Consider the following 22,739-nt stretch of genomic DNA (forward strand, 5'->3'; position numbering starts at 1 on the left):
ATTTAAATACGCTAACAAACAAAAAAAACACGACGTCTATTCGACGCCACCGTTTAAACTAAGTAAAAAATACGCCGAGTGACTGTTATAGCTAGTAGCTGTTATAACTTGTCGCTATACAGTCATTTATAATAGCAATTAATAAATGATAACTGGGTCTCATTAGAGAAAAATGACCCCATTAAACTAGAACTGGTTAACTGTGATTGACAGTAGCAGTAATTCATAAGCAAAACAATCATTTATCATCTAAATACTCGGATTAGACAGTCGTATCAGCAGCATCGGTATTTGTAACCAATTGTGCTACCAACTGGCTGAAATAATCACCGCGCGCCGCATAACCGCTAAACTGATCGAAGCTAGCACATGCTGGCGACAATAGTACTGCTTGTACTTGCGACAAACTACTCGCGGTGACTTGCTGAATACTTGCAAATGCACCTTCGAGGGTTTGACACTGATGTAGCACCACATCATCACTTAGCTTGGCAGCGCGCAGATGCTGTTCAATCTGCTGGCTATCCTCACCGATAAACAGAACTTGACTGACGTACTGGTTAATAAAAGGCGTCAACTCGCCAAATTGCTGACCTTTACCTTGGCCACCTAAGATTAATAGTAGCTTACCATCTTTGGGTGCATATACCGCGCCTAGCCCTTCAATAGCAGCGATGGTCGAGCCAATATTGGTTCCTTTGGAATCATTAAAATAATCAATTCCTGCAGCAGTTGCGACATATTGGCAGCGGTGATCAAGTCCTGTAAAGCGTTGTAAGGTAGCAAGCATGCTATCAATAGGTATTCCTGCAAGCTCACCGAGTGCTAGAGCTGCTTGAGCATTAAGCAAATTATGGCGACCTTTAATAATAAGTTTTTCTGCTGATAATAATCGCTCTGTACCGTGTGCCAGATGAATCTGTCCATCAGGATCAGTAATCAGGCCATACTGACCTTTATCAGGAGCATGAATACCAATGCTTAAACGTGGCAAATTATCTGCTACTAGTGGACGAGTCAACGCATCTTCACGGTTAATAACTACCGACTTGGCACCTTGAAAAATACGATGCTTGGCCTGATGATAACCAAGCATGTCGCCATGACGATCCAAATGATCAGGCGACATATTAAGGACTGTCGCTACTTGAGCACCCAAATTGGTCACGGTTTCTAATTGAAAGCTGGATAATTCAAGGACTGCCAAGGTCATGTCGCTATTAGATAAAAGATCTAATGCTGGCACGCCAATATTACCGCCGACACCAACATTGATACCTGCATCAGCGGCCATTTCACCAACCAAGGTGGTCACCGTACTTTTGGCATTAGAGCCAGTAATGGCGATGATTGGTACATCGCATGCTTCACAAAACAGCTGAATGTCGCTTACAACCGGAATATTAGCCTGTCGTGCTGCTGCGACAGCCTCAGTTTCAAGAGATATACCAGGGCTAATAATAATACGCGCCGCTTTCTGCAATAGCTCAGCATCAATAGCGCCAAACTGACGAATTTCAACAGCAGCAGGTAATTTATCTGCTAACACTGGTGCGGACTGTCCATCTGTTACTGCCACGCGGTAACCTTGTTCAGTCAGATAACGTGCTGCCGATAGCCCTGACTGTCCCAATCCGACTACCACTTGTAGGCCACCGCCTTTATGGATTAAGTTGTCTGTTGCAGCGAAGGTCGTCATATATTTTCCTTTTATGAGGCTATTTACTTGGCTATCAAAAACGATGGTTATTGATACTGCATCGGGCAAGTGCACGATATAAAATTTCTAATTACAATGATGGTGAGCATCATAACGGTATCGTTCATGTTTCGGTACTGCTTTTTTATCACTTTGTGGTATTATGCGGATGTTTTTATATTAAGTTGCTGAGGTCTTAACTGGTAATTTAATTTTGTATTCCGATTAAACAAGTTGTGACCTTTATTACGCTATTGTCACTTTGTCCTCAATAGCTACTCATACTGTCATTATGTTGTGGCAAACGCTTTTATTATAGCTGTTTTGCCATCTTACCTGACAATCTATCTGCTGTGATACATCATCATAGCCATTTGTGCATTATCTTAGGTTTTAATCATATTTTACTATTGGCAATACTGCAAACGACTCAGTGGCCATACTCTTTATTAAGCATTAATAACTTTTAAAATAGTGCAAGTGCAAGACCGCTTAGCAGCATTAGTCTGTTGGGCGACGCGGTAGCTTTCTTAGTGGCTGGTATTATCAATAGACCGTTATGGTTGACAGGTGGTATGACTACTAGGTAATGATTGCTTTTTTTGCCTCTAACTCTATGCAGTTTACTTATGACATCTTTTTTTGATAGCTTACGTGACGAATGGTTTTCTAATGTACGTGGCGATGTGTTATCCGGTATCGTCGTCGCATTGGCGCTGATTCCAGAAGCCATTGCTTTTTCTATTATCGCGGGCGTCGATCCAAAGGTTGGCTTATACGCCTCGTTTTGTATTGCGGTAGTGATTAGCTTCGTTGGTGGTCGTCCGGGAATGATTTCCGCTGCGACAGGAGCAATGGCTCTCGTCATGGTTGACCTCGTCGCTGATCATGGTTTGCAGTATTTACTTGCAGCAACGCTACTATGCGGTGGTATTCAAATCGTAATGGGTATCCTAAAGCTTGGTAACCTTATGCGCTTCGTCTCTCGCTCAGTGGTGATTGGCTTTGTCAATGCGCTTGCAATTTTGATATTTGCCGCCCAGATACCAGAGCTTAATCCGGCGACTGAACGTGTTGGCTTGACCGTTTATATTATGACGGCAGCAGGTTTGGCGATTATTTATCTGTTTCCGCTTATTCCCAAAATTGGGCGCATCATTCCTTCGCCACTCATCTGTATCGTTGGACTGACGGCAGTTGCCCTATATATGAATTTAGATATTCGTAACGTTGGCAGTATGGGCGACCTTCCCGACTCGCTTCCGGTATTTTTGCTACCTGATATTCCCCTTAATCTAGAGACTTTGTTTATTATTGCTCCTTACTCTATCGCCCTAGCTATCGTGGGTCTGCTTGAATCAATGATGACAGCGACGATTGTCGATGAGCTGACTGATACCCCAAGTAATAAAAACCGTGAGTGTCGTGGTCAAGGTATTGCCAACGTCGTTTCAGGTTTCTTTGGCGGTATGGCTGGTTGTGCGATGATTGGTCAGTCAATGATTAACGTAAAATCCGGTGGTCGTACGCGCTTATCGACGTTGATGGCTGGTGTTATCTTGTTAATTATGGTGGTTTTCCTAAGCGATTGGGTCAGTCAAATCCCAATGGCCGCTTTAGTCGCTGTTATGATTATGGTCTCAATCGGTACTTTTAACTGGCAATCTATTCGTGAATTCAAAACCCATCCAATGTCATTTAACATTGTGATGCTAGCGACTGTTTTGACCACTGTATTTACCCATAACTTAGCTTATGGTGTTGGGGTTGGCGTACTACTATCAGCCTTAGCCTTTGCTAATAAAATTGGTCAGTTCTTAACCATATTTAGTGATTATGATGATAGCAGCAATACCCGCTATTATTATGTCCAAGGACAAGTGTTCTTTGCCTCAACGACACAGTTCTTGCAAAGCTTCGATACCAAAGAAGCTTTGGACAATATTGAGATTGATGTGAGCCAAGCCCATTTTTGGGATATCAGTGCAGTCGATACTTTGGACAAGCTGGTCATGCGCTTGCAACGTGAAGGTATTGATGTCAAAGTAGTTGGTTTAAATAATGCCAGTCGTACCCTGATCGATCGTTTCTCTATTCACGATCGCCGCGATATCGGCCTATTGGATTAGACAGACAGGCACAAATTTCTAACTTTTTATCAGAGTCTACTTATCAGCAGCTATTTATTTTAGCTGCTGTGTCGCTCTGTTTCGCTTGACTGTCCTTTCTCCTTGAGATGATGTGATTGCCCTTATGAGTAACTTAAAACCAGATAGTGTTATTGCTTGTCTAGACTGTCCTGATCATGTACAAGCGGTGCTAGATGCTAGTATGTGGGCTTCTTCACGCCTGCAAGCGCCCGTAGGCTTGTTACATGCAGTGCCAAGCGTACAACAAAAGGCGGCCGTCAATTATTCAGGCTGCCTAAATATCGATGATGAAAATCATTTGCTTGATCAATTCACCAGCCACGAGCACTTGAGTAACTCAGAGCTTAAGGCCCAAGGTAAGCTCTTGCTGCATCAAGCAACGGCTTATTGTGATCAGAATTTACACAAGCGAAAAATATATACTTTGCATCGACATGAAACCCTAGGCGAGAGTATCGACTATGTTGATGAAAAGTCGCAATTGATAGTTATCGGTCATCACGTTACCTGTAAATCAACTTTAAGCCAGCTAATACGCTTAAGCCACTGCCCTATTTTGGTGACTCATGCACCATTTTTGCCCCCTACTACCGCGTTATTTGCTTTTGATAATCGTGCCACTTCACATAAAATGCTTAATTGGTTATGTAAAACACCCCTTGTTCGATCATTAACCATTCATATTGTGATGGTTGGTAAAGACACTTCCGAAAACTGCGATGCGCTGCGCGAAGCTTATGCGCGCCTCAAACAAGCAGGTATTAACTGTAAAAAATCCTTATTAGACAGTCGCGATGTTTGCTCCGCTTTGAACTACTATCAAAGTGAGCACAATATCGGCTTACTGATGTCTGGTGCCTTTGGGCAATCACGACTACGTGAGCTACTCAAAGGTAGCGAAACCAAGAAACTATTGGGCACTACCAAAACCCCTTATTTACTCTTTCCAAAAGCCTAAACCTCTTCATAGTTAACTCTATCATTCTTGAATCTCCATAAATATAGACGATATGTCCGCTGCTCTTAGCGCACGTATCGCCTTGCCTTGCGGCTTAATCTAGCGACTGATTAGCTGTCACTATAGTTGCGAAACTTACTCTACTTCTGTCTCTCTTAACTTATCAGTTGATTAATCTTAAATTGCTTAACTATCTATATCCTTATGATAGATATTTCTATGTTCATTCTATTTTAATATTTGCTCCTTGTTCTTTGTAATATTTTCGCAAATCATCACAGGATAGCCTCCCCGCAAAGCACCAAAGTTGGTTATAATAAAGTTCTCGTTGCACCTAACGTTACAGGCACTTCTGCTATATTCGTCCTAAATTTACTTTGTATTTATGCGGACTATTTCGTTTTTATTGCACCAAATACTATGACAATATAAAGCTTTTGCCTGTTATAGTGGCTATCGTTCTGGTATTGAATAAGTCTAAGCGTTCCTCCCCCTTGAGTGCGCTTGGCACAATTCTTGAACGACTTACCATAGGCATGGCGAAGGTATGATGCACTAAAAATTATGCAACGGCCTGCGACATCACTCATATAAGGAAATTTCTTATGAAGTTAATCACTGCGATTTTAAAACCATTCAAACTTGATGACGTGCGTGAAGCACTATCTGATATTGGCGTTAAAGGCGTCACAGTCACTGAAGTTAAAGGGTTTGGTCGCCAAAAAGGACATACTGAGTTATATCGCGGTGCAGAATACGTGGTGGACTTTTTACCAAAAGTAAAAGTTGAAGTAGCGGTTATCGATGAGATGGTTGAACCCGCTATCGAAGCTATTACTCGTATTGCCAGCACCGGTAAAATCGGCGATGGCAAGATATTTGTCACGGCACTTGAGCAGGTTATCCGTATTCGTACTGGTGAAACGGGGCCAGATGCTATTTAAAGCCTGTAGTTAAACAACGGATAAGCAGTCTTGCACATTATTGGTGCAAGTATATTTTTAATAAATATAGTCTTAAAGAGGATAACTGCACCGTAAAGTACATCTAGAAACAAGCCGATCTACCGCATTCACAATTCAAGGGGGAATTAAGATGCAAAGTCAGATTTTTGAGCTGCAATACGCACTCGACACGTTTTATTTTTTAGTGTGTGGGGCACTGGTCATGTGGATGGCCGCCGGTTTCACGATGTTAGAGGCCGGACTGGTTCGATCCAAAAATACCGTCGAAATCTTAACCAAAAATATCGCGCTATTTGCCACCGCTTGCACTATGTACATGATATGTGGCTATGCCATCATGTATGGTGGTGATTTATTTTTAAGTGGTATTGCAGGCGGTGAGACTTTAGTAGAAGATGCCTTAGCAGCCTCTGCCGAAAATGGCTTTTCTGGTGATTCTGTTTACTCTGCAGCATCCGACTTTTTCTTCCAAGTCGTTTTTGTAGCTACCTGTATGTCGATTGTCTCAGGTGCTGTTGCTGAGCGTATGAAACTTTGGGCTTTTTTGATGTTTACGGTAGTGATGACTGGTTTTATCTACCCATTAGAAGGCAGTTGGACGTGGGGCGGCAAAGATGTCCTTGGACTATTCAACTTAAATGACATGGGCTTTTCTGATTTTGCAGGCTCCGGTATTGTACATATGGCAGGAGCATCGGCAGCACTAGCTGGTGTATTGTTTTTAGGAGCACGTAAAGGTAAGTACGGATCTAATGGTGAGATACGGGCGATTCCTGGTGCTAACCTACCATTAGCAGCGCTGGGCACCCTTATATTGTGGATGGGCTGGTTTGGCTTTAATGGTGGCTCAGTACTCAAGCTAGGTGATATAGCCAGCGCTAACGCAGTGGCCATGGTGTTTTTAAATACCAATGCAGCAGCTGCGGGTGGTGCAATCGGTGCCTTGTTGTTAGCACGCCTTATTTTTGGTAAAGCTGATTTAACCATGCTCTTAAATGGTGCATTAGCAGGTTTGGTAGCGATTACTGCAGAACCCTCCACTCCATCTGCATTGCAAGCGACTCTTTTTGGTCTAATCGCAGGCGCCATTGTAGTGTTATCTATTCTGGCTTTAGATAAGATAAAAATTGATGATCCTGTTGGTGCTATCTCTGTTCATGGTGTCGTCGGCCTATTCGGTCTACTAATCGTCCCTATTACCAATCCTGCTGCTAGCTTAGTCGGACAAATTGCAGGCGCTGCGACTATTTTCGTTTGGGTATTTATTGCCAGCTCAGTAGTATGGGCAATTATCAAAGTGGTCATCGGTCTACGTATCTCTGAAGAAGATGAGTACGAAGGCGCTGATATTGCAGAATGTGGTATGGAAGCTTATCCTGAGTTTACTAAATAATACCGATATCATAAAAATATGATTAGCTATAAAAATAATAAAACCCGCATCACCAATTGGTCATGCGGGTTTTATTGTTTTGATTTAAAATATTAACTGAGCAGATATCTGTCATTATCAATTAGATAGATGAGAATAAATGCTTATTTCTTTTTCCACGTTTGACTGCGTGAAAATGGTCCTAAGTAACCTTTTAGATTAAGAGTATCACCGCTTAAATTCGCAGTCATACGATAAGTCTTGTTTTTCTCAGGATCAGTGATAGTACCACCACTGTACTTACCACCACCATCAGCTTTTAAATCAGAGATGATGGTCATACCAACGTGCTTTTTACCTTTTTCAGATACAGTGCTAATTAGCTTACCCGTCAATACGCCATTTGACTCTGTGATTTTGACTACACCTTTAGGCTTGCCGTCATCAAAAGTTTGCCAAGTAGTATTGGCTAATGGATCAGCGGCAAATGCCATAGTGGCCATACTGATACCAGCAACTGCTAAAATAGATTTTGTAAATAGTTTCATAGATCGACTCCATTCGTACGATGATTACTCAAAAACATTATGTTTTCGTGCTTATCCTATGCTATCAGTTGTTTGCTGTTAAATTCTATTAGTAACTTAAACTACTAATAATTTAAACTACGCAATCAACCTAAATAACATCTTCTGCACTCATTATAGACAAAATCCGAACTTTGCCTAGTAATTTTTTATAGATTATTGTTTCTATAAAATTAAAACTATATCAAATAGTTACAGAAAAGGATTGTCTATATTTTCATCTTGTCGGTCACTTTTTTCTTTTGACGTCAGCGTTTTTTTACTGTTTTCGGTAGAGTTTTCAAAAGCTTGTAATATCTTGGTCGTCAGTTCATGTAACTGCTTTGCTTGCTCATGACCTGAATCATTGAGATATAAATCAACATCACCATAGATGATAATTTTGTCTTCTTGATTTTCTATAGTCAGCTCACCAATCTGCATACTTTGGTGATTATTTGCAAATGGCTCAATCATTTTACTCTCCATATCTAAGTAACGCTTGGCAATATTTATTGATAAATAGCAGACATTGTTTAAGCTGGGACTGATCTAAGCTTGTAACTGTGCCACTAACCATTCAAGAATCGCCCATACAAACAACATCCAAGCAGGTTCTTCAATTGGCGCGTCATCTGATCTATCTATGTTTTCTCCAGCCTTCAATGGTAGCTCTAATGCTTGCGCTTTGGTTTTTAGGTCAGGTACTGGTAGGACATCGATACCAGTTTTGGCCGTTAACTCATCAATACTGATGACCTCTATACGCTCTGACTCGTCATTAGGGGCATAGTAAACACCTGCTTGATTGGTCGCTGGAACATAAACTGCCTTAAAAAAATGACTAGGTACTAGCACCCGCCCAGCAAGCTGTTTGGTTTTTTTATCGGTAAATGCGACACCTGTAACGGTATAAACCTCACCATATTGCTGAGTTAAATAGCGAGTAGCAGACTCTATATTACGCCAAATATAGCGATTATTACGCGGAGACTGCGGAGCAATATTGGCCAGACTAAAACTATCATATTGCTGGCTACGTGTTGCCATGTCAGCATTGGGGGCTAGATGCCCGCGATCATAGCCGGAGCCTGAATAATCGGACAATGAGGCACGCGCTGACTCAGGTACTCGGCTCTCTTCATGAAAGCTGTCTTCACGGTCGATTTCTTTGGCTTGCTGCAAGCGCTTACGAGTTAAGTGCTCTGCTGACCATAACGGTGTACGTGATACGCCAGAATACATCACAGCAAAACCGTCCATACATAAGGGTTGGGTCTTTGCACTTAGCTTATCATTGACAAATTCAGGATAGACACCGCCATAAAAAGATTGGCTACATTGAGTAAAGTCATCAGCATGAGCGGACGATATACTGACTATGATAGTAATTGCCGTCATTACTATGCTGTTTTTGAAACTATATATAGGTCTAACAAAACTTATCATTCAACTTTCAACCGTCTATGCTTACTGTTACGTATACGCTATCCTATCAGGGGTCTACAAATAAAGAAAGATGAGGCTCAAACCGTGACATTTTAAATCGTATCCGCTATACTAAGTCGTTCAAAAAACGGTGACGTGGGTGAGTGGCTGAAACCGCACGCCTGGAAAGTGTGTATACGTTCATAGCGTATCGAGAGTTCGAATCTCTCCGTCACCGCCAATCTTATTTTGCTTGATTAAAGCCTAGCTCTCTTTCCTATCTTGTCTTACCCTTCTTGTACTACCCTCTCTTATATCTACATATTTTTTATTAGCAAAGCTTATGGCTTTTATTTGGCTTGTTCCATTTTGCCAAATAATATTTTTAAAACCAATTATTGTATTGATATTGACACCATATAAAAAAAGAAGGACACGAATGCCCTTCTTTTTATACTGATTAGCTGTTGTTAGAAGATGCTACACTGAGAGCTACCACCGCCAGAAGAACTTGTCTTACTATGGCTGCCACCATTACTGTGCCCAGTGGCTCCTAACCCTAAAATTGCTGTGATCAACACTACTATTGCATAATTCATGATACCTCCTCTGGCCGGATACTGTGGATGATTAGTAATGATGGGACCGGTAGATGCACCATTACTAATATTTTTGTCTAAAGACACTTAAAAGCTGATATTAAAATGCCGTTGCCTAAAGATGCTCTCTAGCAAGGGGCATCAATAATATTAACTTGTGACTCATCACACTTTTCAGACCATAACAACCGCCACTACTTACAATCTATCTCTACCACTAAAAATATCTCAAGCGCAGAATCACTTGAGTTGACTAGGATAATGGTAGGTAGCAGTAGATGATTTGAGCGCTGAAAGTGAGAACATACAGAAATAATGTTTGGACTATATTACTCAAAGTGAATATATTAATCAATACAAAAATGAATAAAAGTTTGTTATTATTAATTTTTTTACTTTTGTTGATAGGTGATGTGGTGTAATAATAAACAATCTAGCCCTTAATGGTCATCAGTAGAGTAATAGTGGTGTAAAATCCCGAAATACTGTACGAATTGGCATTTATAGCACGCCAGATAATTTCTACATCCTGATGTTAAACAACTAATCCAATGTAGAACGTAACAATAAAATGGCTGCGTGATCTATTTATTATTGTTAAAGTAAATTATCGCTTATAAACAAGGAGCTCTTATGACTTTTTTGATAAAGAATAAATTTGATTTAGTGCAGATGGCAGATAACCAAACTTGCGCTTGCACCAAATGTAATTGTAGTAGTACTGCTTCTTGCAAGACATGTCATTGCTGTGAAAAATGTTGTCAATGCTAATAAATGCAAAGATTGGGTAATGTTCTGAATAACTGACAATGACAAATAGCATCCTGCCTCATAGGGTGCTATTTTTTATGGGTGTTAATAAAAACCTTTTATGCTCTATGATCTTTATTCATTTAAATACAGCTCCGCCATCCCATCAAGCTTGGATTTTACGGCTTTCCAATTCGGTATGACTTGCGTTAATAAGCGCCAAAAGCGCTCGCTATGATTGTGCTCAGCTATATGACACAGCTCATGCAATATCACATAATCAATGCATTCTTTTGGTGCTTTTACTAAATGCGGATTAAGTATTAAATTGCCTTTAGTAGAGCAACTGCCCCATTGTTTTTTCATTGCCATTAGTCTAAATGATGGCATGCTTGTGACCCATGATGCTTTGGACAATACTGCGTGTAAACGCTCAGCAAAAATAATTTCGGCTCTCTCTTGATACCATTTATCCAATAGCGCTTTTACTTTAACTGAACGTTCACTAGCAAACTGATTTGCTTGATTGCCGCTTTTTTGATTACTGCTTACTTGATTAACGGTAACGTTTAACTTACCACGTAATAACTTAACTCGAGCCGTTTGCTCTGCATCCGTTATTACTTTTAACACATAACGACGACCCAGATAAAACTGGGTCTCACCGCTGACATAACGCTTGGGCAATACATGATCTTTTTGCTTGGCAAAGTCTTGTAGGCTTTGCCATATCCAGCGCGCACGTTTTCATGTATCATCTCATCTGTAGCATCGCTAGGCGCGGTAGCGACCACACGCAAATCTGGATGTACCTTAATGACCACTTTTCGAGGTCTGCTTGGTTTAATCAGTTTGCTTGGTTTGAGGGGCTTGGTGTTTTCGCTAATAAGCGTGTCGCTTTTAGACTTGCCTGTCTTTTCTTTATAAGTTACTTCTTTACGCACTACTTCATAGTGAATTTTATCTTCACCATAATAAAATACGTTGTTATCAGTCATTGCCTACTACCCTCTTGCTGCTCGTGGACTACTTGTCTCTTTCGTGCCTTTTGCTTCTCTCGACAGCCCAAGCCGGGTAATTTTTAATACTTCTTCAATCAGCTGTTGCGCTTTATCAATACCTAAGTCAGCAAACAACATTGGCAATAAGCTTCTATTAATCGCATTTTCAATCTCACTGGCATTGATGGAATATTCCGCCACATTAGTTTTAACCACTTCATCAATCTCAAAGGCGTAAGCGACTAGCTTATCATTATCTAGCTCTTTATCCGCTAAGCTATCATTATCACCACCAGCGTCAAATAAAAGCTTAAACAAACCAAAATAAGCCTGAGCATGTCTATTTAATTTACCATTATCATCGATAAACGCATTCGGCACATCAGCGACTTTACGGTCTTTGACGGCTTGCTCAAAGTCAGCAAACATCATGTACTGCTTCACGGGTGCATCGAACATCGCTTTAGCATCAGCAATCGCCTGCTTCAGTAATTTAGAAAAATACGCTTGGGCATACGGATCATCAGCCAAATCCTGCTCAATCATCTTGGTCACACGGCCCGTAATTTTATCAGTCTGGTTACGTGCTTCATCATCGCTTAGATTTTCAGGCTTGAAATCTTTGCCCAACTTACCTAAGTTGTCGACCAAATAAACGCCTTTTGCCTCACGAACTTCCAAACCTGCAATGTGCTTATCGAGTAAGCTGCGAATATCCGCTTCATACTCATCATAATCGATGGTCTCATCAGCGTCTTCGCGCACTTGCTTACGTAGATTAGTAAAGGCTTTGAGATCGGCTTTATAACGATCACGCTTGTTATCGAATGAGGTATCTGCAAAGAAAGATGCTGATTGCAACGCAATTTTCATGGCATTAGAAAATGCGGTCAAGGCAGCATAAAAGTCGTCACGTTCTTTAAGCTTAGTATCGACTACTCTGCCGTCGACCTCCTGCATCTTTGGCGCGAGTACTTGGCGCAGTGCTTGACCGTCTTGCTTGTTTTTCACCGATGAGAATAGCGCCCACAGCTCACTATGTAGTCTTGGTAGCTGCTTGTACTCAGTATCCATCGCGTTATATAGACCTTTGAGGTCTTCGATATCAAACCCGCCTTGCGTACGTTCCGCTAAGTCTTGGTATTTCTCAATGGTGATATCCAGCTCTTTTAGGATACCGCGGTAATCAATCAGATAACCAAAGCGTTTTTTCTCATGCAAGCGATTCACCCGTGCAATCGCCTGAATCAGGTTATGCTGCTTTAAGGGTTTATCGATATACAGTACCGTGTTTTTGGCTCATCAAATCCCGTCAATAGCTTATCGACGACGATCATAATGTCAGGACCATCGTCCTGACTAAAAGCTTCTATGATGGCTTTGGTATAGGCTTTTTCATCACCGCCATACTCATTGGCGACATTATCTTGCCACCAGTTTTGAACAATGTCTTTTGATTCTCTATCAACGGTGTCATGCCCTTCACGAGTATCAGGTGGTGACATGGCAACCACGGAGGTCACTTTGCCAATCTTGTCTAATGCCATTTTATAGCGAATAGCTGAAGCTTTAGAATCACAAGCCAGTTGACCTTTTAGATGCTGCTGTTTAAAGTTTTGGAAGTGATCAGAGATGTCATGAGCGATCAGCTCAATGCGACCTTCAACCTGATAGATTTGACCTTTTTGGGAGAATTTACGCTTGAGATCATTCTTTTGATCCTCGCTAAGCTTTTGGGTAATACGGTCAAACCAAGCATCGATAGCTTGGTCATTGGTATTGAGCTCAGGAACGCGCTCTTCGTATAGCAGTGGCGTGACGGTTTTGTCTTTGACCGCTTGCTGCATGGTATAAGAGTGAATAATGCTACCGAATTTGTTCTCGGTCTTATCGTCTTTTAGCAATGGCGTACCAGTAAAGGCAATAAAGGCAGCGTTTGGTAGGGCTTGCGCCATACGGATATTGTTCTCACCGTTTTGGCTGCGGTGACCTTCATCGACCATGACAATGATGTTTGGGCTGTCGTTATAGCATTCATCATACTTAACGGCTGAGCCAAACTTATTAATAATAGAGGAAATAACGCGCTCATTACCGTGACCGATTTGCTGCGCGAGACGACGACCAGAAGTTGCCATGGCGTCACGACTATCGCGTTTACTGGTTATTACACCACCAGACTTAAAGGTATTGCTCAGCTGGGTTTCCAAATCGACACGATCCGTGACAACAATAATTCGACACTTCGCGAGCTGCTCTAACCAAATCAAAGCTTTAGAGAAAAACACCATCGTAAAAGATTTACCACTACCAGTGGTATGCCAAATCACTCCACCTTCACGACTGCCCTGCTCGTCAAAAGTACTGATACGTTCAATCAAGGCTTTGATACCAAAGACTTGCTGATAACGGGCAACGATTTTGCCTGCCTTTTTATCAAACAAGGTAAACAGGCGCATCATCTCCAGCAAACGCTCAGGCTGTAATAAGCTAATGATAAGGCGGTCTTGATCAGTAACGACTAGATCACCAGCATTAATTAATGACCGATATTCTTTTTTAGCTGTGACAGGACGATGATCAAATAGAAGGCTAAGCTGATCATCATTAAGCTTTTGGTTTTTTAGATGGGCAAACTCAGGCTCAGAGATCTCTTCTTCGACCCATTTTGCCCAAAACTTTTCAGGTGTACCGCAGGTGGCATACAGACCATCATGACCATTGACCGCTAGCAATAACTGGCTATAGGCGAATAGATTTGGAATAAATTTTGGCTTTTGATTACGAATGTGCTGAGAGACGGCTTGCGCGTTGGTTGACTGCCACTCTCTACTGGAGTCAGGGCGTTTGGCTTCAATCACTGCTAGCGGCAGACCATTCACAAAGCAGACGATATCAGGAATGACGTTGCCTGTACCCTCGGCGTTCTGTACGACAAACTCTTCGGTAACGTGAAAGCTGTTGTTATCTATATGATCCCAATCTATCAGGCCAATGGTTTGCGAGGTTTTTTTACCGTCGATAAACTCCGTCACGGTCACGCCATAAAGCATAGCGTTGTAGAGCTTTTCATTAGCGAGCTGCAAGCCTAAATTCATAGCAGGATTGAGCTCGTGCATGATTTTATCAATGGCACTATCTGATAAATGATATGACTTACCTTCAAACGTAAAAGTTTGCTTAGCTAAAAACGCACGCATGATAGGCAATAACACCACTTGGTTAGTAGCCTTATTTGAAGCCACTTTTGAGCGCATGGCACTGCATTCGCTGGGTGGAATAAATCGATAGCCCAGCGTGCTGAGCAAAGATAAGGCAGGAATCTTTGAACTGAATTCTTCTTGGAAGTTGATGCTGGGGTTGGTCATATCTGCCCACTTTAGACATAGCGTTTGTTTGGTAGCTTGTTTAGTTTTATCGATTGTAGCCCAAAACTGCATAAAAAAGGCAAAGAAAAACCGCCAAGGTTGCGCGTTACCCAAAGGGCACTAAGCGTGACGGTTATGTTGGGTATAGATTAGTGTTTGTAGGCTGGGTTTTTAACCCAGCATTGTAATTCTGCAAAGTCTTGATGCTGGGTTAAAAACCCAGCCTACGCACTTGAATCAAATTATATAGATAAAAACCTACCATTGAGAACGAACCTTAGTCTCAAACTCGTCAAGTAATTTGAGCTTTTTGATTAATAGTTCATACGCATTATCTTTATTAAAAGAGTCATAGGATGTTCTAAAGCATTTTATTGTGTCTGAACTCTCAAGCCAAGCTTTCGTACAATCATCTTGTTTTAAAAAGGCCTCAGCAATTTCATGTTCTTTTGATGTGGTAATGTCATAAGCATAGAGATCAACACAATATTTTTTGTCTTTGCGCCCATCTAGAAACATTACTACAACTGATTCGGTTTTCCATGACTCTAAGGTGAAACGCAGTACAGGGAAGCCATACCAATGATGTATTTTAGTATCAATCTTATTGTTTAAAAAAACAGACTCTACTTTCTTTACGAGTTCGTCTTTAAAGGCAGTAACAACCTCTATTTTTAAATCTTGAATATCTTTAATTTGACTTAAATTTCCTAAAACGTATTTTGCCGTATCTTCCTCTATATTAGAACCAGTCATAATGCCCTCTAAATGTAGTATAAATTCACGTAATAAAAGCATCCACTTGTTTAATGGTTGAGAAATAAAAGTACCTGCCAATTTTTGTTTAATAGCATTAATTAATACTGGATAGCTTAAGCCAAGCCAATCATCAGGTGATTGGCCATCTGGCGATAACACAACATAAAAAGACTGCTTTTCTTTGAAATCATTATTTGACTCTACGTGCTTTATATAGCTGTCAAAAGGATTGGCTTGATGATGATAGATTTTATTCTCAATCAACATGACCCACTCATTGCCCTCTAACAGCAAGTCGATTCTTTTTTTGCCTTTGGTAATGGCCTCACGTTCAGGCGGATTGATAACAGAGAAGTCATCAACATCCAAATTACCACAACTAGGATTGGCTGTAGAAAGCGCCTCAAATAGTGCCTCGATCATTAGAGAGCCTAAACCATGGTCACCTTCACTATCACAAAAAAAAGCTAGCACATCGGAAGTTGGGTTTTCATAGTAACCACGGCTACCAATACTGAATATTGTTGTCTCAGGCGTTTCTGGGATTGGCAAGGTTTTGATGTGTTCTATTAATTGCTTTAACTGAATAATATCCATTAATCAACCACCACCCTAACCTTACCCATCAACAACACCTGCATCAGCGCCTTTTTCTCTTGCTGCAAATCAGCCAATTGCTGCTCAAGCAACTCAATTTCTTTATCGGCGTTGGTTAATACGGTGGCGATTTTTTGTTGTTCTTCAAAACTTGGTAGGAGAATTTTTAATTTGCCAAGCTCACCTAAGTAAACTCCTGCTTGAGCAGTAGAGTTTGATTTCCTATGAAGTAAATGAGTGAAGTCACTACTACTAAATAATTGCATCAGAAACTGGTTACAGATACCTTTTGCAACTCTGATAATAGCTACACTTCTTTGAAGCGTAAATTTTTCAGCCAACTCCTCTGGTACTAGAGCTACACGTCCAAGTGTTCCAACAACCGTTAGTAGAATATCACCACTTTTAATCGTATATCTAGCGTGAATCTTATTATAATCTTCTTCGCTAATGTATGGCGCATCGTCAAAATCAACCGTGTTTTGCTTAGTGATATTTTTAGCTGAAAGCATTGGTACGCCACTTTCGTATCTCTTATGCGTTCCGTGAGTTCCATCTCTTATAAAGTTAGTTATTTCGCTGAGTTTATACTCTTCCCACTCACCCTCAAACCTTTTACCCGACTCATCAAGCAACCGCTTTTTACCCGTCAGCAATTGCTGCATCAACGCTTTTTTCTGCTGGATACTATTCTCAATCAAGCGCTCAGTCGTGCTAATCGCTTTATCCCAAGTCGATAGGATTTTGGCGATTTTTTGTTGTTCTGGAAGTGGTGGTACAGGTAGTTTGAATGATTTTATTTGCTCAAAGTTTAACCCTTGTCTATTACCACCTGCTTGGCATTGTTCAATTTGTTTCTGACCTTGAAAAGATAGTAAAAAACTTTTTAAATATTCTGAATTTAATTCTTCAGAACGTATAATACAAACATGCTGATTTACGTTTGCTTCATCAATATCTGAAACTGCTACTCGTCCAATAGAAGCACCTGTAATATTTAGCAATACATCATTTTTATAAACGAAACTTCCTTTCATTTTATTGTGTTGTAGCTCGTCAATATAAGCAACGTCAGATAAGTCTAACTTTCCCCAAAGAACATTTTGACTTCTAATAAGCGGAATTCCTGAAAGTTTATAGCTATTGCTGCCACCTCTAGGAGTAACACCACTTCCCACTTTTTCCGTTACGTTACCAAGACTTTCAATACTCCAACCATTAGGCACCATAACCCAACTCCTTTAAGAACCCTGCCATCTCATTCTCTAGACTTTCTAATTCAGCTTTTAACTCAAGACGCTCAGAGCGCACCGCATCCAAATCAATCTCCGCCTCTTCCTCAAAGGTATCGACATAACGTGGAATGTTCAAATTAAAGTCGTTTTCTTTAATTTCATCAAAGCTCGCTAGATAAGCGTATTTATCGACACTTTTCCGCACCTTATAAGTCTCAATGACTTTAGCAATATTATCCTCAGTGAGCTGATTTTGATTTTTACCGGATTTAAACTCATTACTTGCATCGATAAACAGTACCTTGTCATCGTTCTTGTTCTTTTTAAAGATAAGAATAGCTGCTGGAATACCCGTACCAAAGAACAGCTTTTCCGGTAAGCCAATCACCGTATCTAGCAGGTTTTCTTCGATAAGTTGCTGACGGATTTTGCCTTCACTGGATGCACGGAACAGCACGCCGTGTGGTACGACCACACCCATTCTGCCAGTGCTTGGTTTCAGCGTTTCAATCATATGACTGATAAAGGCATAATCGCCCTTGGTCTTGGGCGGTACGCCGCGATGGAAGCGACCATAGGGATCGCTGCTGGCATCTTCATGACCCCATTTATCCAGTGAAAACGGCGGATTGGCAGTCACCACATCGAACTGTAATAAATGCCTGCCGTCTTTATCGAGTAGCAGCGGATTACGGATGGTATCGCCCCACTCGATACGGTGGTTGTCCTCACCGTGTAGGAACATATTCATCTTGGCCAGTGCCCATGTCGAGCCAATGGCTTCTTGACCGTATAGCGCATACTTTTTAGAGCCAGAGTTTTTACGTACCATCGCCCCGCACTTGATGAGTAGCGAGCCTGAACCGCACTATCCGTAACATATTATAGTGGTGACATGACATTAGCCTCTTAAATACAGGCCATTTACGCCTAAATATTATGTCACCATGTTAGTTTTATTAATGGTGACATAAGCAATATAATGTCACCAACAGTTAAACGTAATAAGTATTTCAGGCCGGATCACATATCTCATCGCCTTCGACAGGCTCAAGGATAGTTGCCAGTAAATTCGACACTTCAGGTGGTGTATAGAACTCGCCCGCTTTTGCCCCAGCATTGGCAGCAAAATGTTTAATCAAATACTCGTAAGCATTACCAATTACATCGAGGCTACCGACACGCTCGGCACTTAGATTCAGGATGTCTTTACCAAAGTCTTCTAATAGGTGACGTAGTAGCTCGTTCTTGTGCTTTTCTGGACCTAATCTATCAGTGTTATAGCTTATATCTTGGAAGACGTTTTGTAGCTTAGTGCCGTTAGCTTCTTCAATCGCATGTAGCGCCTCATCGATTCGCTGACCGTTGCCTGGCTGATGGCGCTGCTCGTATAAATCCCAAAAGCTTGCGCCCTCAGGCAAGACAAAGCGCTGCTTGGACATCATGGCATGGATCAGCTCAGGGTTGTCGCCAAATTGCTCGACCAGCTTGACATATTCATCTCGATAAACGTCAGACAGATACTTGAGGAAAAGCATGGTTAAAATAAAGTCTTTATAGGTATCTGGACTGATTACACCGTGAAAAGTATCGCAGGCATTCCAGACGGCTTTGTTGATATCGTCTTGATTGATCTTGTTAATGGTTTTATTGGTAGTGTCTTTATTAATAGTGCTGGTGGACATTTATGATTCCTAGATACTTTGAAAAACTGCTGTTTGTTATAGTAAACAATTATAGTTCGATTGACTCGTTTTGCTTGGAAGTATAGCGCACATTACTGTCTCGGATAAGGTTCAAGACATTGCAATTTTCGGGTTATAGGGTTTTAAATAATGCGAAAATTGATAGCTTTGCCAATAAGTAATCGTAATCTTGACACATAACAACCTTGACACATAACAACCTTGACACATAACAACGAAATAAAAAACAGCGCCTATATTAGGCGCTATTTTTGTATGTCTAATCACTGATATTAAGCTCAAGCAAGTGAGAATATACCCCTTAATGACATATTGCTTCTTTATAAGAAAAGTGCTCAATCGCTTATTGCCATTCAGTATATATGGTTAATTGTATAGTTTGATAATACATAATTTTATAGACTATAAAAACCTTGACCCGAATTAAGACAGTATTTATTTTCCTTGACCTGAATATACCTACCCTCAAAAGACACTATACGGTAAAGTTAATACGTTACTAATGATCATGTCTACACTGCTATAGCTCAAGTATATTTATAACGAACTATGAGTCACCTAGATGAAGCTTTGTATACGCTCTTGGGGTCATCTCAAACCAGCTCTTAAAGGCACCAAAAAACTGACTATTAGAATGATAACCAAGTAAGAATGCTGTATCAGTGGCTGACAACCTCTGCTCTATTAAGTACTTATGCGCTAAATTTTTTCGAACATCTAATAGCAATTCTTTGAAAGAGGTATCTTCTTCTCTTAGACGTCTTTGCAAGCTACTAACACTCATATTGAGCACCTGAGCAACTTGCTCACGAGTCGGCTCATTTAGGCCCATGATTGTTATAAGTATATGTTGGCAACGTTGCGTATAACTGGTGTGAGAGAAGTTCTTATCAAGCATGTTGTGCAAAGGGTTAATAAAAAACGCACTTCCTGAAGAGTTTTTCATATGTTCTGATGAGTAATAAGTGTGATCAGTCCTACCTATTCGATAAGTCAGGCTATTAGCTTTTTTAGACATCTCTGCTGAAACACCTAGAAACTGTTTATATAGCTCAAACCCTTGGGAAGACTGCCGATGTGCCAAAGTGAGCTCTACAGGTTTTAATGCGTTAAATGTCGATATAATTTTATAAACGGCAAAAATAACACCATCAATCTGATGTTTGTTTACATGCTCGGGCACGCTTGGATTGAACTCAAGACGGATTAAGTCTTTTCTCTCAAATAGCTGAACCTCGATTGATTCAGTCATCACTTTGAAGTAACGCGAAATCAAACGGCAGAGAACAATAAGAGGAATATCAATATTGGCATTTATTAGAGGACTGATACATTGGCTTATTCCTTTATAAAAAGGAAGAGACTCGATCTCAATATAGTTGAAAACTTTTAGCCCTATATAATCATCTTGGAAGAAGTAGGTAGCCAAATTGAACTCGTTTGTAACGACAGCCAGTGGCATTCTATCGCCTTCAAAATCATCAAGATCACTAAATTGTGACATGATTTTGGGTATATCAGACGAGCGATTTAACTGTATCAGATACGTTGCTACCGCTTTTCTATAACAAAGCGCGGTCATTTTATGAACCGTATATTCATTGAGTTCCATAGATTTACTCTGTGTTGAGTTTGACTTAGTTTGAAACTGCCGTTCACCTTTTAGAGTGTCTTTAGCATCGCAATTAAGACACATCTAAGTGGTAATAGTTCATAAAAAAGTATATCAATAAAAAATATTAATGATTTTTATCAGCGCTTTAACTGTTCGACCCGTTAGATTAGATATCTAACTTTAGCAAAAAAAGCCTAGTATTAGCTAGGATAATCCAAGGAAGGAGTTAACTAATCATGGAATTTGATTATATTATAGTTGGTGGTGGGTCTGCAGGATCCGTATTGGCAAGTCGATTAAGTGAAGATCCTCAAATTACAGTCTGCCTTTTAGAGTCAGGAGGTGATGGTAAAGACCTAGTAGTACGTTTACCTGCGGCAGTTATTGCCCAGATGAGAGATAAGCCAATTAAGATAAACAACTGGTGCCTAAGTACTGTTCCTCAAAAAAACCTAAATAATCGTATTGGGTATCAACCTCGTGGCAAATGCTTAGGTGGCTCATCAGCTATTAATGCTATGGTTTATACTCGTGGCAGCGCCAAAGATTATGATCGTTGGGCCGATGAAGGGTGTAAAGATTGGGATTTCGAAGCGCTACTACCCTTCTTTAAAAAAGCAGAAAATAATGTTCGCGGTGGAGATCAGTTTCACGGAGATAGGGGTCCCTTACATGTCGCAGACCCTCTAAGTCCTCGACCTATCACCTCTGCATTTATAGATGCTTGTGTAGCCAACGGCTTAGATAGAAATGACGATTTCAATGGCAACAAACAAGACGGAGCCGGCCTGTACCAACTGACTCACTTTCACGGTGAAAAACAAGGACAGCGCTGCTCAGCCGCCGCCGCCTATCTACATCCTGTAGAGGACAGACCGAACCTAACGATTATTACAGGTGCGCTCGCCTCTCATGTTCTTATTGAAGACGGTGTCGCATCTGGCATGGTCTATGTCAAAGACAGCCAAGAAAACACCATTAAAGCCAACGCAGAAGTCATCTTGTGTGCTGGTGCTTTTGGCTCTCCGAAAATTTTGATGCTATCAGGTATTGGTCCTAAAAAAGAGCTAGAAAAGCACGGCATTGATGTTGTCTACGACTCTCCTAATGTTGGTGAGAACCTACAAGATCATCTTGATGTTGTGTTTGACTATGAAGTGAACACAAAAGACGTATTTGGCGTAGGCTTTACCGCTGGCCTGAACCTCATAAAGGGCGCTAATGACTGGAGAAGAGATGGTACTGGACTACTATCAACCAATTTCGCTGAAGGGGCTGCTTTTTTTAGTGCCACAAATGCCACACCCAAAGATTGGCCGGATACCCAGCTTCATTTTGTGATATCTAGAGTGATAGATCATGGTCGCCAAGTTAAGTGGGGTTATGCGATATCTGTTCATAGCTGTTATCTAAGGCCTGAAAGCCGTGGGACAGTAAAGCTAACCTCTGCTGACCCTAGTGCAGCTCCGCTAATCGATCCTAACTATTTAGATCATTCAAAAGATGTTGAGATGATGATGGCTGGTGCGCAGCGTACACGCGACATTATGCAAGAGCAACCTATGGCGAAATATATTACTAAAGATTATGCGGCGCCCTTCTTAAAGAAGGATGGCTTGTTAGGTTATATCCGTAATAAGTCAGATACGATTTACCATCCAATAGGTACCTGTAGAATGGGCTCGGACGCTCAATCAGTAGTAGACTTGGACCTCAAGGTTAGAGGTGTTATCGGACTTCGTGTAGTAGATGCGTCTGTTATGCCCACTCTTAATAGTGCGAACACTAATGCTCCAACTATCGCTATTGCAGAAAAAATCGCTCATGAAATAAAAGCTGAGCGCTTCAATCTCAATCAGGCTGTAAACAATACTGGGACGGCTTGTCTTCATAAGCTAAACGACCAAACATCGGAAATGGCGAAGGTTTAGCGAAATGTGTAAGGACTTATCTAAACGATAAGGTGCAGGA

19 protein-coding genes and 1 tRNA gene are annotated in these 22,739 nt (G+C 40.9%); 6 read left to right on the top strand and 14 right to left on the bottom strand.

The genetic code is table 11. From position 1 onward, the window contains the following. Window positions 1–262: 262 nt before the first annotated feature. Window positions 263–1,699, bottom strand: a complete 1,437-nt coding sequence (gene murD / locus AK823_RS12820; RefSeq protein ID WP_068038405.1) for a UDP-N-acetylmuramoyl-L-alanine--D-glutamate ligase — start codon at window positions 1,697–1,699, stop codon at window positions 263–265. 629 nt (window positions 1,700–2,328) lie between these two features. Here murD and AK823_RS12825 point away from each other — a divergent pair. From AK823_RS12825 to AK823_RS12840, 4 genes are all read left to right on the top strand, one after another. Beyond that, window positions 2,329–3,828 carry a SulP family inorganic anion transporter gene (locus AK823_RS12825; RefSeq protein WP_068038408.1) on the top strand — a complete coding sequence of 500 codons (1,500 nt, stop codon included), beginning with the start codon at window positions 2,329–2,331 and terminating at the stop codon, window positions 3,826–3,828. Between the two features lie 124 nt (window positions 3,829–3,952). After that, a complete protein-coding gene (locus AK823_RS12830; RefSeq protein WP_068038410.1) occupies window positions 3,953–4,807 on the top strand; it encodes a universal stress protein in 855 nt (284 codons plus the stop codon). A 605-nt stretch (window positions 4,808–5,412) separates the two neighbouring features. Then, window positions 5,413–5,751: a P-II family nitrogen regulator gene (locus AK823_RS12835; RefSeq protein WP_010197981.1), complete on the top strand. Its 339-nt coding sequence runs from the start codon at window positions 5,413–5,415 to the stop codon at window positions 5,749–5,751. A 151-nt stretch (window positions 5,752–5,902) separates the two neighbouring features. Further along, entirely contained in the window at window positions 5,903–7,165 is a 1,263-nt protein-coding gene (locus AK823_RS12840) for an ammonium transporter (protein ID WP_068329692.1), read from the top strand. 143 nt (window positions 7,166–7,308) lie between these two features. Here the strand turns inward: AK823_RS12840 and AK823_RS12845 are convergent, their stop codons facing one another. From AK823_RS12845 to AK823_RS12855, 3 genes are all read right to left on the bottom strand, one after another. After that, window positions 7,309–7,692, bottom strand: coding sequence for a DUF2147 domain-containing protein (locus AK823_RS12845; protein ID WP_068038415.1), 384 nt, complete (start codon window positions 7,690–7,692; stop codon window positions 7,309–7,311). A gap of 231 nt (window positions 7,693–7,923) precedes the next feature. Further along, entirely contained in the window at window positions 7,924–8,187 is a 264-nt protein-coding gene (locus tag AK823_RS12850) for a hypothetical protein (RefSeq protein WP_068329696.1), read from the bottom strand. A 75-nt stretch (window positions 8,188–8,262) separates the two neighbouring features. Beyond that, window positions 8,263–9,111 carry a DNA/RNA non-specific endonuclease gene (locus AK823_RS12855; RefSeq protein ID WP_228138870.1) on the bottom strand — a complete coding sequence of 283 codons (849 nt, stop codon included), beginning with the start codon at window positions 9,109–9,111 and terminating at the stop codon, window positions 8,263–8,265. A gap of 177 nt (window positions 9,112–9,288) precedes the next feature. Between AK823_RS12855 and AK823_RS12860 the strand changes: the two genes are divergently transcribed. Beyond that, window positions 9,289–9,379, top strand: a tRNA-Ser gene (locus tag AK823_RS12860). 229 nt (window positions 9,380–9,608) lie between these two features. Here AK823_RS12860 and AK823_RS14325 read toward each other — a convergent pair. From AK823_RS14325 to AK823_RS12895, 10 genes are all read right to left on the bottom strand, one after another. Next, window positions 9,609–9,737 carry a hypothetical protein gene (locus AK823_RS14325; protein ID WP_265732897.1) on the bottom strand — a complete coding sequence of 43 codons (129 nt, stop codon included), beginning with the start codon at window positions 9,735–9,737 and terminating at the stop codon, window positions 9,609–9,611. An 885-nt stretch (window positions 9,738–10,622) separates the two neighbouring features. Beyond that, window positions 10,623–11,174 carry a SprT family zinc-dependent metalloprotease gene (locus AK823_RS12865; protein WP_265732898.1) on the bottom strand — a complete coding sequence of 184 codons (552 nt, stop codon included), beginning with the start codon at window positions 11,172–11,174 and terminating at the stop codon, window positions 10,623–10,625. Next, window positions 11,114–11,485 (bottom strand): hypothetical protein, encoded by a 372-nt coding sequence (locus AK823_RS14170; RefSeq protein WP_203226562.1) that lies wholly within the window; start codon window positions 11,483–11,485, stop codon window positions 11,114–11,116. Before AK823_RS14170 ends, AK823_RS12865 begins: the two co-directional genes overlap by 61 nt. A gap of 6 nt (window positions 11,486–11,491) precedes the next feature. Then, window positions 11,492–12,718 carry a hypothetical protein gene (locus tag AK823_RS14365; protein ID WP_343286413.1) on the bottom strand — a complete coding sequence of 409 codons (1,227 nt, stop codon included), beginning with the start codon at window positions 12,716–12,718 and terminating at the stop codon, window positions 11,492–11,494. A gap of 32 nt (window positions 12,719–12,750) precedes the next feature. Beyond that, the gene (locus AK823_RS14370; protein ID WP_343286414.1) at window positions 12,751–14,856 is read right to left on the bottom strand and encodes an HsdR family type I site-specific deoxyribonuclease; all 2,106 of its coding nucleotides are present in this window, start codon (window positions 14,854–14,856) and stop codon (window positions 12,751–12,753) included. Between the two features lie 258 nt (window positions 14,857–15,114). Next, window positions 15,115–16,212, bottom strand: a complete 1,098-nt coding sequence (locus tag AK823_RS12875; protein WP_068329702.1) for a PD-(D/E)XK nuclease family protein — start codon at window positions 16,210–16,212, stop codon at window positions 15,115–15,117. Then, window positions 16,212–17,441, bottom strand: a complete 1,230-nt coding sequence (locus AK823_RS12880; protein ID WP_068329705.1) for a restriction endonuclease subunit S — start codon at window positions 17,439–17,441, stop codon at window positions 16,212–16,214. Before AK823_RS12880 ends, AK823_RS12875 begins: the two co-directional genes overlap by 1 nt. Then, window positions 17,431–18,279 carry an N-6 DNA methylase gene (locus tag AK823_RS12885; protein WP_203226563.1) on the bottom strand — a complete coding sequence of 283 codons (849 nt, stop codon included), beginning with the start codon at window positions 18,277–18,279 and terminating at the stop codon, window positions 17,431–17,433. The genes AK823_RS12880 and AK823_RS12885 overlap by 11 nt, the downstream gene beginning before the upstream one ends. A gap of 181 nt (window positions 18,280–18,460) precedes the next feature. After that, entirely contained in the window at window positions 18,461–19,132 is a 672-nt protein-coding gene (locus AK823_RS12890) for a type I restriction-modification system subunit M N-terminal domain-containing protein (RefSeq protein WP_203226564.1), read from the bottom strand. Between the two features lie 568 nt (window positions 19,133–19,700). Beyond that, window positions 19,701–20,765 (bottom strand): helix-turn-helix transcriptional regulator, encoded by a 1,065-nt coding sequence (locus tag AK823_RS12895; RefSeq protein WP_158510477.1) that lies wholly within the window; start codon window positions 20,763–20,765, stop codon window positions 19,701–19,703. 239 nt (window positions 20,766–21,004) lie between these two features. Here AK823_RS12895 and AK823_RS12900 point away from each other — a divergent pair, with 239 nt between their 5' ends. Further along, window positions 21,005–22,699: a GMC family oxidoreductase N-terminal domain-containing protein gene (locus tag AK823_RS12900; protein ID WP_082785733.1), complete on the top strand. Its 1,695-nt coding sequence runs from the start codon at window positions 21,005–21,007 to the stop codon at window positions 22,697–22,699. Window positions 22,700–22,739 lie beyond the last annotated feature (40 nt).

Source organism: Psychrobacter sp. P2G3, assembly GCF_001593285.1.
Lineage (GTDB): Bacteria > Pseudomonadota > Gammaproteobacteria > Pseudomonadales > Moraxellaceae > Psychrobacter.